This window comes from Campylobacter sp. BCW_4321 (assembly GCF_001763075.1).
Taxonomy (GTDB): Bacteria; Campylobacterota; Campylobacteria; order Campylobacterales; family Campylobacteraceae; genus Campylobacter_D; species Campylobacter_D jejuni.
This window is the reverse complement of the sequence record NZ_MJYA01000003.1, coordinates 1-14078: the sequence shown is the minus strand read 5'-3', so window position 1 is coordinate 14078 and position 14078 is coordinate 1. Positions and strand designations below refer to the sequence as shown.

The window sequence follows — 14078 nt, the reverse complement described above, 5'->3', positions numbered from 1 at the left end:
AATGCAAATTCCTAGCAAGTTAAAACCTTATTATGAAAATATAGCTTTTGAGCAAGAAGACTCAAAAATGATTATCAATTTAGGCCCTCAACACCCTTCAGCACATGGAAATTTACGTCTTATTTTAGAACTTGATGGAGAGCAAGTTGTAAAAGCGCGTCCTTGTATAGGTTATATGCATCGTGGTATGGAAAAAATGGCTGAAAATATGATTTATCAAGAATTTATTCCTACTACTGATAGAATGGATTATATCGCCGCTTCAGCGAATAATTATGCTTATTGTGCAGCGGTTGAAAAGCTTTGTGGTTTAGAGATTCCACGCCGTGCAGCAGTGATACGCATGATACTTTTAGAATTAAACCGCATTGCATCACATTTACTTTGGCTTGCCACTCATGCGCTTGATATTGGTGCGATGAGTGTGTTTTTATACTGCTTTAGAGAACGTGAATATGTTTTGGATTTGATAGAAAAGTATTGCGGTGCAAGGCTTACGCATTCTTCTATGAGAATAGGCGGGGTTATGCTTGATTTACCTGAGGGTTATTTAGAAGAAATGCTTGCATTTTGCGATAAATTTCCAAATGATTTAAAAGATTATGAAGATCTTTTAGATGATAATAGAATTTGGCGTTTAAGAACTGAAAATGTAGGTGTGGTTACCAAAGAACAAGCCTTAAATTGGGGTTGTACGGGTGTGATGTTAAGAGGAAGCGGTATAAAATACGATATACGCAAAGAAGAGCCTTATTTGCTTTATAATGAAGTCGAATTTGGTGTGCCTTATGCTACGCAAGGGGATTCTTATGCAAGATATAAAGTTTATATGCAAGAATTTCGTGAAAGTTTGAAAATCCTTAGACAATGCGCCATGCTTTATAAAGATACTCCGCCTGAAATTTTAGCTACGCATCCTGAGTATGTAAGTGCTTCAAAGGAACAAATTTTAACGCAGAATTATTCCTTAATGCAGCATTTTGTTTTAATTACTCAAGGTTTAAAACCTCCTAAAGGCGAAGTTTATGTGCCTACTGAAAGTCCAAAAGGTGAGCTTGGCTTTTTTATCCATAGCGATGGTACAGGAAGACCTTATCGTTTAAAGGCTAGAACGCCTAGTTATTGGCATTGTGCGTTTTTTGAAGAAATGCTTGTAGGTACTTATTTAGCTGATGTTGTAGCCATTATGGGTAATGTAAATATAGTTTTAGGTGAGATAGATCGATGAGAAGAGTAGATTTAAGAAAAAGCAAAGAGCTTTTTGAAGATTTAGCACAAATCATAAAAGAAGCAAAACAAGGCGAGGTTTTAGTGGTGCTTTTTGAAATCGGCGATTTTTCTCCTGTTGAAAAAAGTTTTTCTTTTGTAAAAGAACAAGGCTGTGAGCTTTTAAATTCTTTGAAATTTAATCAAGTGGATTGGACTATTGTTATAAAAAAGGAGAGGGTATGATTTATGATAATGCTCTTTGTTTTTTAGATATGTCAAGCCTTAAAAACAAAAATTTATGTGAAAAAATAGGTGTAAATAGCATTAATATTTCTTGTTTGGAAGATAAAAACTTAAAAGCTAAATTTTACAAATGCGAAATTGCAAGTTTGAGTTTTGTTTTAGCCTTGCTTTGTAAATTAAGCGATGAAGGGCATTTTTGCGATTTAGATGAGGGATATTTAAGTGCTGAATCTTGCTTTGGAGAGGAAGAAGCAGGTGAAGTGCTTGCTTTTTTAAAAGAGGCTAAGTATTTAATTATAGATAAAAATATCCATTCTTATAAAGATAGCGAAAATATCAAATATTTTTTGAATTTCTTAAGTGCAAAATATGAATTAAAGATTTTAGATAGCGATGAAGAAGAATGTGATTTTAAAAAGGCAAAATTAAACACCCTAAAAGAACTTGATAATTATGATGGTTTAGTGCTTTTTAGAGCCAATTTACAAGATAAAAATTTACATTGTTCAAAGCAATTTTTACAAATTGCAAAATGCAAAGATCAAAGTGAAGTTGAAATTTTGGCTAAAGATTTTAGTCTTAAAACCAAGCTTTGTTTAGATGAAAATTTACAAGGCACTATAGCTTTTTTAAATTATGAAAACAATGGTTTTGATTTTACTCCAATTCGCATAAAGGAAGCAAAATGACAGTTAAGATTAATGGTATAGATTGCGCCTTTGAAGAAGGCGAATATATTTTAAATATAGCAAGAAGAAATGATATTTTTATCCCAGCGATTTGCTATCTTTCAGGCTGTAGTCCTACTTTGGCTTGTCGTATGTGTATGGTTGAAGCTGATGGTAAAAAGGTATATTCTTGCAATACTAAAGCAAAAGAGGGTATGGTTGTAGAAAGTGATTTGCAAAATCTTTGGGATGAAAGAAATGAGATCATGCAAGCTTATTGTATCAATCATCCTTTAGAATGTGGGGTTTGCGATAAATCAGGCGAGTGTGAATTGCAAAATTTCACTCATAAAAGCCGTGTAAATGTTCAAAAACATTGGATTAAAGACACGCATAAACCGCATAAACATTGGGGAATGATTAATTACGATCCCGCACTTTGCATAGTATGTGAGCGCTGCATTACAGTTTGTAAGGATAAAATCGGCGAAAGTGCTTTAAAGACTGTTCCTCGTGGCGGAGATAGTGTGGATAATAGCTTTAAAGAGAGCATGGGAAAAGATGCTTATGCGATTTGGACTAAATTTCAAAAAAGTTTGATAGGCCCTGCAAATGGCGATACGCTTGATTGTTCATTTTGTGGAGAATGTACAAGCGTGTGTCCAACAGGAGCTTTGATAGGTTCGAAATTTCAATACACTTCAAATATTTGGGAACTTAAAAGAATCCCTGCTTCAAATCCGCATTCAAGCGATTGTGAGTTGATGTATTATGATATTAAGCAAAGTGGCATTAGCAATCAAAAAGAAAAAATTTATCGTGTGAGTAATGATTTTGCCTTCGCGAGTTTAAATAAGGCTGCAAGATTTGCTTTTGATACGCAAAATGAGGCGGATAAAGATGAAAAAGCCTTTAAAGAACTTGTGGAGCTTTTTGAGAAAAATGAAATTAAAAACATTAAATTTAATAGTTTTATTACCAATGAAGAAGCTTTGATTTTACAAAATTTAAAAAAGAAATTTAATCTTTCTTTGATCAATGAAGAAGCTTTGAAATTTAAAGAATTTTTACAAGAATTTATCGCTAATTCTGGTGAGTTTTATAGTGCTAATACTCAAGATATAACAAAAAGTGATTTTTTGGTTGTGGCTGGAATGCTTTTAAGATATGATGCTCCAACGCTTAGCTATAAAATCAATAATGCTTTAGTGATGAATAAAGGCTCAGGGCTTTATTTTCATCCTATGGAAGATATGGGTATAGCAAAATATTCTAAAAATTTTATCTCACACATTCATAAAAGTGGCGATGAAGAGCAAATTTTATATTTTTTACTTCAAAAATTTAGCCAAGATGAAGGTATCAAAACTCATTTAGCAGAGTTTTTTGTTAGTGAAAATAAAGAAATAGAAGAAAGTATCAACGAAGAAGTTGTAGAACAAGTCATAGAAAAAGATGAAGAAGGCAATGAAATTCAAAAAGAAGTAAAAAAAGTCGTGCCTAAGAAAGTGAAAAAAATCATAGAAGTGCAACGCTCTATTTTTGCTAAAAATTTAGGCATAGATGAAGATAAATTAGAAGATTTATTGCTTAAAAAAGCAAATTTTACTCTTGTTATAGGGAGTGATTTTTATTTTCATAAAAATGCGAAAAAACTTGCTAAATTACTTGCTTTGATCCAAAATACCACTCCTTTTAAAGTCTTTTTAAATCCTACGCATACCAATACCTTAGGTGTGGCCATGATTTGCGATTTGGATAAAAACACACAAGAAGGCAAGACTTTAGGTTATAATGAAAAAGGTGATTTTAGTTTTTCTTATGAAGAGCATGCAAATTTAGCTAGTGCGAGTTTAAATCAGCAAGAAGGAACTTTTTTAAATTACGATAAAAGAGTGGTGCCAACTAACGCTGCTTTAGAATTTAAGGGATATTTTTTAAATGATTTAGCTAATGCTTTAGGTTTTGATGAGGAATATACCATAAATTATACTAAGAGACTCCCTATAAATAAAGGTTTTTCTCCGATTGATTTTGATCATTTAGACAATTTTTATACCAATGCAGGCGATTGTAAAAGGGGATATGAGCTTAATTTAGAATGTTTTAAACAAGTTGCTAAAAAAGAATTCATCTCTCCAAATTTTGAAAATTTAAACCCAAAAGAAGATGAAATTTTGCTTTATAGTGCTAATCCTAGCTATCAATTTGGTAGATTTTCAAATCGTGCTAGTGCGATTAATGAGGTGATTTTTTTAGGTGTAAGTGAAAATTTAGCTAAAGAGAAAAATTTAAAAGATAAAGATCTTGTAAAACTTAAAATAAAAGATAAAGAATTAAGCCTTAGTGTGCGTGTGGATAAGGATATAAAAAATGGAGCTTTCTTACCGTATTTTGATGAAAAACTTGACACGCTAAGCTTTTTTGATGAAAGATTTGTTGTGGCGAATTTAGAAAAATTAGGAACAAACCATGAGTGATTTTGCTTTTTTTGCTTTAGAGGCTTTGATTAAATGTATTATTGTCATTGCAATATTTGCGAGTTTAGCAGGTCTTGCAACTTATGCTGAAAGAAAAGTTTTAGCTTATTTTCAAAGACGCATAGGGCCTGATATGGTAGGGCCTTTTGGGCTTATTCAACTTGTAGCTGATATGATAAAACTTTTTACTAAAGAAGATATAATCCCTTCAAATTCGCAAAAATTTATTTTTGCTATAGCACCTTTGATTTCTGCTATTTGTGCTTTTGTTTCTTTAGCGGCTATTCCTATGCTACCTGAATTTACTTTATTTGGAAGGGTGATTCAGCCTATAGTGGCAGATATCAATGTAGCTTTGCTTTTTGTCATCGGCACTTCAGGACTTTGCTTTTATGCGGTGTTTTTGGGTGGACTTGCAAGTAATAATAAATGGTCGATTTTAGGGGCTGCAAGAGGGCTTGTAGCGATTATTTCCTATGAAAGCGTAGGAGCTTTGGCTTTGATTGCTATTGTAATGCTTGTAGGTTCTTTTTCTTTGGTGGATATTAACAATTATCAAAGTGATGGATTTTTTTCTTGGCTTATTTTTAAACAGCCCTTGGCTTTTGTGCTTTTTATAATTGCTTTATTTATAGAGACCAATAGAACTCCGCTTTGTTTGACGGAAAATGATGCTGAAATTGTAGCGGGTTATGGAACGGAGTATTCGGGTTTAAGATGGGGTATGTTTTTTATAGGTGAATATGCTTCTATGATAGCTGGAGCTATTTTGGTAACTCTTTTGTTTTTAGGGGGTTTTAATAGCTTTTGGATTATTCCTGGTTGGATTATGATGATAGTAAAATCAAGTTTTATTTTCTTTTGGTATTTTTGGGCAAGAGCTGCTTTTCCGCAATTGCGTCCAGATCAAGTGATGAAAATGTGCTATTTGATCTTAATCCCTTTAGCGGTTTTAAACCTTTTAATCACTGCTTTGGCAGTTCTTTTATAGGAGTTTGATATGAAAAATTATTATTTAGTGGATGAGAAAAGAAAAACTCCTGTTAGCACTTGGGAGAAAATTTCACAAGCTTTGCGTAGAAGCGTTAAACTAGAGCTTTTTGTAGGGCTTGTTGTGATGATGAGAGAATTACTTAAGAGAAATAATAGCGCTACGATTAAATATCCTTTTGAAAAGGTAAAGCTTGACAATCGTTACCGTGCTGTTCATCGTTTGATGCGTTTTATAGAAAGCGAAAATGAAAGATGTATAGGTTGTGGGCTTTGCGAAAAAATTTGCATTAGCAATTGTATTAGAATGGAAACTTCTTTAGATGAAAATGGGCGTAAAAAAATAGGAAATTATAGTATTAATTTAGGGCGTTGTATTTATTGTGGTTTTTGCGCTGAGGTTTGCCCAGAACTTGCTATAGTACATGGGACAGAGTATGAAAATGCAGCCGAGCAAAGGTCTTATTTTGGCTATAAGCAAGATTTTTTAACTCCTATTGATAAGCTTAAAAATCAAGTTGAATTTGAAGGAGCAGGAAGCCTTAGAAAAGATGCTGATTTATTGGTGGTAAAAACACCAAGTTATTACGATGTGATGATTGAAAGAGCCTTAGAAAATCAAAATACACAAGAGCAAGGAGAAAATAAATGATAGAAAATTTAGCCTTTGTATTTTTTAGTGTAGTGGTTTTAGGCTTTTTTGGCATTGCGGTTTTAAGTAAAAATATGCTTTATTCTCTTTCGGCTTTAGCGGGTGGAATGGTGTTTTTATCGGGATTTTATTTTTTACTTGATGCAGAGTTTTTAGGCGTGATACAAATTATTGTTTATAGTGGAGCTGTGCTTGGACTTTATAGTTTCGCGATGATGTTTTTTGATGCTTCTAAAGAATTTAAAGAACAACTTAAAGCTAAAAAAAGTTTTTTTACTTTGGTAGTTTTAAGTGCGATTTTACTTTTGGCCATGCTTATAGGTTTTAAATACCAAAATATCAGCACGGATTTGTCTTTAAATGATCCTGCTTTGTTTGATTTTAATAAACAACTGGCTTTAGCGATTTTTTCAAAATATCTTTTGGCTTTTGAATTCATAGCCATTTTACTTTTGATTGCTTTAGTTTGTGCTATAGTACTTACTCATAAAGAGCTGGCAAAGGAAAAACAATGATAGAAAAGTATTTTTTTATAGCTATTTTAATGTTTGTCATAGGGCTTGTAGGGATTTTAAAAAGACAAAATCTCATTATGCTTTTTATTTCGAGTGAAATTTTATTAAATAGTGCTAATTTAGCTTTGGTAGCAGCTTCTAAAATGCACAATGATTTAAATGGACAGGTTTTTGCACTTTTTATCATGGGTGTAGCGGCTTGTGAAGTAGCTGTTGGTGTAGCTTTGTGTGTGCTTTGGTATAGAAGAAAAGGCACTTTGGAATTAAAAAGCTTAAAAGAAGTGGAGGCTTAGTATGCAAAATTTGGCTTTGATTTCTCTTTTTAGTCCTTTTATAGCTTTTTTGTTTGCAAGTTGTTTTGCTTTGAGTGAGAAAAAACAATTTGTAGGGATAATTTGCTCACTTCTAATAGCTTTGAGTGCTTTTTGTTCTTTGTATTTGCTTTTTTGCAATGAAGCTTTTAATGTGAGTTTGTTTGAATGGTTTGCTGGAGTAAATTTTGGCTTTGATATAGATGCCATTTCGCTTACTATGATGAGTGTTGTAGGTATTGTAGCTACTTGTGTGCATTTTTATAGTATTTTTTATATGGCTCATGATGAAGGTTTTAATAAATTTTTTGCTTATTTAGGACTTTTTGTCTTTTCTATGCTTTTTTTAGTTATGAGCGATAATTTCTTAGGACTTTTTGTAGGTTGGGAAGGCGTTGGGCTTTGCTCTTGGTTGCTTATAGGTTTTTGGTATAAAAATGATACTTATTCTTTTGCGGCTAATGAAGCCTTTATTATGAATCGTATTGCGGATTTGGGTATGCTTTTAGGAATTTTTTGGCTTTATTTACAAGCAGGAACTTTAAAATATGATGAAGTTTTTTCCATGGCACAAAGCCTAGATCGCAACGCTTTGATCCTAATCGCAACTTGTTTATTTATAGGGGCTATGGGAAAATCTGCACAATTTCCTTTTCACACTTGGCTTGCTGATGCTATGGCAGGGCCAACTCCTGTTTCTGCATTAATCCATGCAGCAACCATGGTAACAGCGGGGGTTTATTTGGTAATTCGTGCGAGCACGCTTTATGATTTAGTTCCTGAGGTTTCTTATATTATTGCCTTACTTGGAGCTTTTGTAGCGATTTTTGCAGCCTCTATGGCTTTGGTGGCTAGGGATTTAAAACGCATTATTGCTTATTCTACCTTATCGCAACTTGGATATATGTTTGTAGCTGCAGGACTTGGGGCTTATGGTATAGCTTTATTTCACTTAGCTACACATGCTTTTTTTAAATCTTTACTTTTTTTAGGTGCTGGAAATGTAATGCATGCTATGAATGATAAATTAGACATTAAAAAAATGGGTGGACTTTTTAAACCTTTAAAATTTACAGCTATTTTGATGTGTATAGGATCTTTAGCTTTAGCAGGAATTTATCCTTTTGCAGGATTTTTCTCTAAAGATTTGATTTTAGGATATTCTTTCATTTCTTTTCACCATGGTATTTTTTTGGTGCTTTTAATCGCAGCTTTTTTAACAGCATTTTATAGCTTTAGACTTTTAATGTTGGTATTTTTTACCCCTGCAAGACATGATGAACATCCACATGAAGCAAGTAAAATCGCACTTTTAGCTATGAGTCCTTTGATGGTTTTAGCTATTATTGCAGGATTTTTTGAACATAGTTTTTTTGAATATTTAAGCACAAAATTAGTTTTTATTGATGCACAAAATCAAATTGTAATGATTTGTGCGAGTGTAGCAGCTATTTTGGGTGTAATTTTGGCTATTTTTGCTTATAAAAATTCTTGGTTTAAAGAAAGTATTGAAGAAAATAAAATTCACAAACTTTTAAGTAATGATTATTTTATTCCTAAATTCTATCATCAATTTATTGTTTCAAAATATGAAAGTTTATGTGCGATTTTAAAGCATTGTGATCTTTATATTTTTGATAGAATAGTTGAAAAAATTGCTTTGTATTCTCAAATTATTTCACAAAAAATGATTATGCCAAACAGCTTAAACTTAATGCTTAGATTTTTGGTGGCAGCTTTTGTGATTTTGTTGATTTTGGTATGGATGGTGTAAAATGCTAAATTATTTGATATTTTTTCCTTTAATTTCTGCTTTTGTGGTTTTGCTTTTAAATCGCGGAGGCGTTAAGGTTTTTAGCGTTGTTGTAAGTTTTATAATTTTGGCTTTAAATTTGGATATTTTTGCGGATTTTTTACAAGGGGCAAGCTTTGATTATAATCTCTCTTTTAAAATTTTGAAATTTTTTAGCTTTCATGTAGGAGTAGACAGTATTGCACTTGTGTTGATGCTTTTAAGTTCTTTGATGATATTTTTAAGCTTTTTATTTTTAAAGCTGGAACAAAAAGCACTTGTATCTTGTATATTCTTTTTAGAATTTTCCATTATGGGACTTTTTAGCGCAAAAGATGGTTTGTTATTTTATGTTTTTTGGGAATTTTCTCTTTTGCCTTTGCTTTATATTATGGGAGTTTATAGTAAAGATTTTAGAGCAGGGGTGAAATTTTTTATCTATGCTTTTGTGGGTTCAATTTTAATGCTTGTGGCATTGATTTATCAAGCTTATTTAAATTATCAACTTTTAAACATCTTCACTTTTGACTTAGAAATTTGGAAAAATAATGCCTCGGCAGTAAATTTCACAGAGCAACTTTTACTTTTTGGAGCATTTTTTATCGCTTTTGCTATCAAAGCTCCTTTATTTCCACTTCATACTTGGGCACCTAAGGTTTATGCAAATTCGCCTGTGCTTGTTTCTGTAATGCTTGTAGTTTTTAAAATGGCTCCTTTTGGATTTTTACTTTTTTGTTTACCACTTTTTCCAGATGCGAGTGTGTATTTTATGCCTTTAATTGTAGCTTTATGCATAGTGAGTATCGTTTATAATGCTTTAATTGCTTATAGAGCAGAAAATATTAAAGAATTGATCGCTTATAGTTCTATTTCACATCTTGGTGTGATGATTTTGGGAATTTTTTCTTTAAATGCTTTGGGTATTAGTGGTGCGGTTTTTTATATGTTTGCACACGGTATTGTAACGGGAGCTTTATTTTTAATGGTTGAACTTTTACACCAAAGATATCATACTTATGATATTTCTTTTTACCATTCTTTGGCTAAAAAAGCACCTTTATTTTCAATTTTCTTTATGCTAATTTTACTTGCGAGTGTTTCTTTGCCTTTAACTGTTTCTTTTGTGGGAGAGTTTTTAATTCTTTTAGGTATAGCAAAGATTAATTTATTTTACGCTTTATTGGCAGGTTTGGTGATTATTTTAGGAGCGATTTATATGTTTGCAGTATTTAGAAAAATATTTTTCATGCAAAAACAAAGCTTTATAGAGAGTTTTTCTTTACGCTTTAGAGAAATAGTAGCGCTTGTGTGTATTGTAGTAATGATTTTTGGACTAGGGCTTATGCCAAATATACTTTTAAAGCCGATACAAAAAGATGTGGATAATCTTATAAAAACAATGAATATTAGAGCTGTGGAGCAAAATACTTTAGATTTTTTATCTAAAATAGGAGAGGCAAATGTTAAATAATTTTTTAAATTTAGAACTTTTAAATATAAGCTTATCTTATCCATTTTTATTTTTAATTACAACTGCAATAGTTCTTTTGCTTTGCTCTGGTTTTTGGAAATTTCATCGATCGTTTTATATTGGCATAAGTTCTTTATCTTTAATTGTAAGTGCTTTTTTGATTTTAAATAATGCAAATGCTCAAGGTTTAGAAGCAAAAGCTTTTTTGGCTACTTTAAATAATGATATTGTTTCATTTTATGCTTCTTTGGTGATTTTGTGTTTTTCATTTTTATATCTTTTAATGCAAAAAGAAGAAAATCAGGGTGAATTTTATGCTTTATTTTTATTTGTGATTGCATCTTTGCTTTTGATGGTTTCAAGCTCAAATTTAGTACTTATTTTTATAGGACTTGAAAGTTCTTCTTTAGCACTTTATACTTTAATAGCAATGCGTGGAAGTGATAATGCTATTTCAAGTGCGATAAAATACTTTAGTGTAGCGGCTGTAGGAGCTGGGTTTTTTGTTATGGCTGTAGCTTTTATTTATTTAAAAACAGGAACTTTAGATTTATCTGCTAATTTAGCGTTAAAAAATGAGTTTCAAAAAGATCCCATGCTTTTGGGTGCTGGAGTGATGATTTTTGTTCTTTGTGCAATCAAGCTTTCTTTGGCACCTTTTCATTTTTGGCTTAAAGATGTGTATTATGCAGCACATACAAATTTGGTTGCTTTTATTTCAGTTGTGCCAAAAGTTGCCATGTTGGGTGTGGTTATTCGTTTGTTTGATTTTTTAAATAATACAGGTTTTGAATATATCATAATAGTTCTAGCGATTTTTTCTATGCTTATAGGTGCTTTTGCGGCTCTAAGTCAAAACAATATCAAAAAAATGTTTGCTTATAGTTCTGTAGTGCATTCTTCTTTGGTTTTGGTGGCTTGTATTCCTTTATTAAAAGAACAAAATTTTGATGGAATTTTGCTTGCTATTTTTGGATATTGGACTTTATTTGCTTTTGCAAATTATGCTGTATTTATGATTTTAAGCAATTATGAGAATAATTCTTATGAGAGTTTAAATGGACTTTTGGTTAAAAAACCTTTAATTGCTTTTTGTTTGAGCATTAGTGTGCTTTCTTTAGCAGGTGTCCCGCCTTTTGGAGTATTTTGGGGTAAATTTATGATTTTAAATACAGCAATTTTAAATGGATATTGGTATTTGGCACTTTTTGTGGCTTTATCTTCTGTTATTATGCTTTATGCGTATTTAAAGATTTTAATTCATGCTTTATTTATGAAAAATGATAGGGTTCATAATATTAAGTTTAGTTTTATACAAAATTTTATTTTAGCTTTTTGTGTTTGTATAAGCACTTTTGCTATATTGTTAATGTTATAAGAGTTTTGCTATAATTATTTTATGAGAATATTATTTTTAATTTTATTAAGTTTTTTAAATGCTTTTGCTTTTGAGCTTGTTTTAAACACGGGTCGCGAAAATAATCAAGCTTTTGCAGTTTTACATGCGAGTAATGATTTAGAATTTACATGTCAAAAATTTATTACCGAATCAAAAGTTCATTTTGAATGTGATATTGCAGGTATGGTTGATAATAAATTAAAAGATCAGAGTTTTTCTGCTTTTGATTTAAAATTTATACAAGAAGCTCAAAAAATTAAAATGATCATTTTGCCAAAAATACAAGCAAGAATGTTTGACACTTCTCAAAATATTTATATAGATAAAGAACTTAGTTCATCAAGCTCGTATAAAAGTAAAGCTTTTACTTTTATTTTTGCACCAGAGCTAGCACCTATTAAAGACTATGATGGACTTGATTTTAATATCAATTTTCCACACGAGAGCTTGCCTTATGTTGGAGCTTTGGATTTAAATTCTGATCCTGTTGTCATCCCTCAAAGTGCAGATATCAATACTTATTTACGCATCAAAAAAGAATACGATAAGGCTAATTATAGTCAGGTTGCTATTGATGCGCAAAATGCTATCAATAGATATCGTGGTAGTATTTTTATTAGTGAATTTATACTATATAAATTAAGAGCTCAAAATAAACTTTACACCCAAGATCCAAGCATGCGTGATCAACAAATTTTAGAAAAGATGATTGATGATGCTAAAAATTGGACGCGTACTTTTACAAGTGATAAAAATTTTTCAGAAGTTTTACATATAATGTTAAGAACTTATATCGCTTTAGCCCAGCGTGCTGATGTAGAATATACAATGTCGATTTTGGATAATGAACAACCTAATAATTATTTTACTCAGTTATCAAAACTTGATTATGCAGACTATATTTATAATTTAAATGAAAAAGAAAAAGCTGTAAATATTTATGAAAATACTTATTTTAATACAAAAAATTTAGATTTAGCTGCAAGAGCAGCTATGAGTTTGGCAAAGAATTTGCTTTCAAATGGGCAAGTAAATAAAGCTATAGAGTATATTAACACTATTTTAAAAGCCAATCCTGAATATTTTGGAAAAGATATTCCAAGATCTTTAGAACTTGCTAAATTATTTAATCAAAAAGGACAATTTGATATAAGTGCAAGTATTTATGAAGACGCCTTTGCTAAAATGTCCAAACTTGATCCAAGTTATGAAGAAACTTTAAAAGATTTAGCCTTAGTTTTATCACATACTAATAGATCTAGTGATGCTAAAAAATACCTTGATTTGTATATGGATGATTATTTAGATGGTAGGTATTTAGATGAAATCAAAAAAGCAAGTGATGAGGTATTCTTTGCTTTAGGTGATAATAATGCAAGCTTTTTGCATCAGCGTTATACAGATTTAATGAAGCAATATGCAAATAAAGATGAGAATATTGCAAATAAAGCTTTAGATGAAGATGTTGCACTTTATTATAAAGAGGGAAATTTTAGTGCGATTTTAGCTTATAAAGATCTTATAGAAAGTAAAAAAATTCCAAATGCTATTCAATTTTTAGAGAAAGCAGCTGTTAATGATTTAAAAAATGCGATAAAAGCTGATAATTGTATCAATGCTGCAAATATTTTTATGCGTTTTAGCGCTTATGATATAGGTCAGAAAATTGAGAATAAAAAACAAATGTTAGCTTGTCTTATCAGAACTTCTAATGTTGAACAAGCACTTGATTATATAGATAAAAATTATAGCGAAGATTCTATATTTTATGGTCTTCAAAAAGCATCTATTCTTTTTGATAATAAACAATATCCTCAGGTGATTAAAATTTCTAAAGATATAGCTAATTCTAGAATTTTAAAAAGCGATGATGAGAATTTTAAGGCTTATTATTTGCAATTTTTGTCTTTGTTGCGTTTAAATGACTACAATCAAGCCATTAAAATTTTGCAAATTTTAGAAAGTTTTCCAATGAATTTTAGTATGGTAGAAGCTTATGATGCTTTACTTTCTTATGCTAATGATCATAATATGCAAACAACTATTTTAACTTACGCACCTAAGGCCATTGACTATCAAAATTTTAAAGGTATAAATCTTTTTAGTCCTAATTTAGAATTTATGTATCTTGATGCTTTGGCTAAAATCAATAAAAATGAAGAAAGTTTAGCTGTTTTAGCAGATTTGCTTAAATTAAAACTTTCAGATGAAGATAGAGCAAGAGCTTTATATATCCAAGCTTTAACTTATGAAAGAATGCAAAATATACAAGCTGAAAAAGAAAGTTTAAAACAATGTCTTGAAATCAAAAGTGTTTCAAATTGGCAGAATTTATGTAAGAGTAAAAA

12 protein-coding genes are annotated in these 14078 nt (G+C 30.9%); all 12 read left to right on the top strand.

What is annotated here, in order from left to right:
- The first annotated feature begins 1 nt into the window (after position 1).
- Positions 2-1228 (top strand): NADH dehydrogenase (quinone) subunit D, encoded by a 1227-nt coding sequence (gene nuoD, locus AJN58_RS00250; RefSeq protein ID WP_070277938.1) that lies wholly within the window; start codon positions 2-4, stop codon positions 1226-1228.
- Entirely contained in the window at positions 1225-1452 is a 228-nt protein-coding gene (locus AJN58_RS00245; protein WP_002824979.1) for an NADH-ubiquinone oxidoreductase subunit E family protein, read from the top strand. The genes nuoD and AJN58_RS00245 overlap by 4 nt, the downstream gene beginning before the upstream one ends.
- Positions 1449-2141 carry an NADH dehydrogenase gene (locus AJN58_RS00240; RefSeq protein ID WP_070277936.1) on the top strand — a complete coding sequence of 231 codons (693 nt, stop codon included), beginning with the start codon at positions 1449-1451 and terminating at the stop codon, positions 2139-2141. The genes AJN58_RS00245 and AJN58_RS00240 overlap by 4 nt, the downstream gene beginning before the upstream one ends.
- Positions 2138-4600: an NADH-quinone oxidoreductase subunit G gene (locus AJN58_RS00235; RefSeq protein WP_070277933.1), complete on the top strand. Its 2463-nt coding sequence runs from the start codon at positions 2138-2140 to the stop codon at positions 4598-4600. The genes AJN58_RS00240 and AJN58_RS00235 overlap by 4 nt, the downstream gene beginning before the upstream one ends.
- Positions 4593-5591, top strand: coding sequence for an NADH-quinone oxidoreductase subunit NuoH (gene nuoH, locus AJN58_RS00230; protein WP_002856570.1), 999 nt, complete (start codon positions 4593-4595; stop codon positions 5589-5591). Before AJN58_RS00235 ends, nuoH begins: the two co-directional genes overlap by 8 nt.
- Before the next feature lie 9 nt (positions 5592-5600).
- On the top strand, positions 5601-6242 hold the full coding sequence (nuoI, locus tag AJN58_RS00225; protein WP_070277932.1) for an NADH-quinone oxidoreductase subunit NuoI: 642 nt from the start codon (positions 5601-5603) through the stop codon (positions 6240-6242).
- Complete coding sequence (locus AJN58_RS00220) at positions 6239-6757, top strand: NADH-quinone oxidoreductase subunit J (protein ID WP_070277931.1); 519 nt, start codon at positions 6239-6241, stop codon at positions 6755-6757. The genes nuoI and AJN58_RS00220 overlap by 4 nt, the downstream gene beginning before the upstream one ends.
- The gene (nuoK, locus tag AJN58_RS00215) at positions 6754-7050 is read left to right on the top strand and encodes an NADH-quinone oxidoreductase subunit NuoK (protein WP_002858466.1); all 297 of its coding nucleotides are present in this window, start codon (positions 6754-6756) and stop codon (positions 7048-7050) included. Before AJN58_RS00220 ends, nuoK begins: the two co-directional genes overlap by 4 nt.
- A 1-nt stretch (position 7051) precedes the next feature.
- Complete coding sequence (nuoL, locus tag AJN58_RS00210) at positions 7052-8842, top strand: NADH-quinone oxidoreductase subunit L (protein WP_070277930.1); 1791 nt, start codon at positions 7052-7054, stop codon at positions 8840-8842.
- Between the two features lies 1 nt (position 8843).
- The gene (locus AJN58_RS00205; RefSeq protein WP_070277929.1) at positions 8844-10331 is read left to right on the top strand and encodes an NADH-quinone oxidoreductase subunit M; all 1488 of its coding nucleotides are present in this window, start codon (positions 8844-8846) and stop codon (positions 10329-10331) included.
- Positions 10321-11709, top strand: a complete 1389-nt coding sequence (locus AJN58_RS00200; RefSeq protein WP_044794378.1) for an NADH-quinone oxidoreductase subunit N — start codon at positions 10321-10323, stop codon at positions 11707-11709. Before AJN58_RS00205 ends, AJN58_RS00200 begins: the two co-directional genes overlap by 11 nt.
- 21 nt (positions 11710-11730) lie before the next feature.
- A partial coding sequence (locus tag AJN58_RS00195; RefSeq protein ID WP_070287460.1) for a tetratricopeptide repeat protein occupies positions 11731-14078 on the top strand: 2348 nt, incomplete at its 3' end.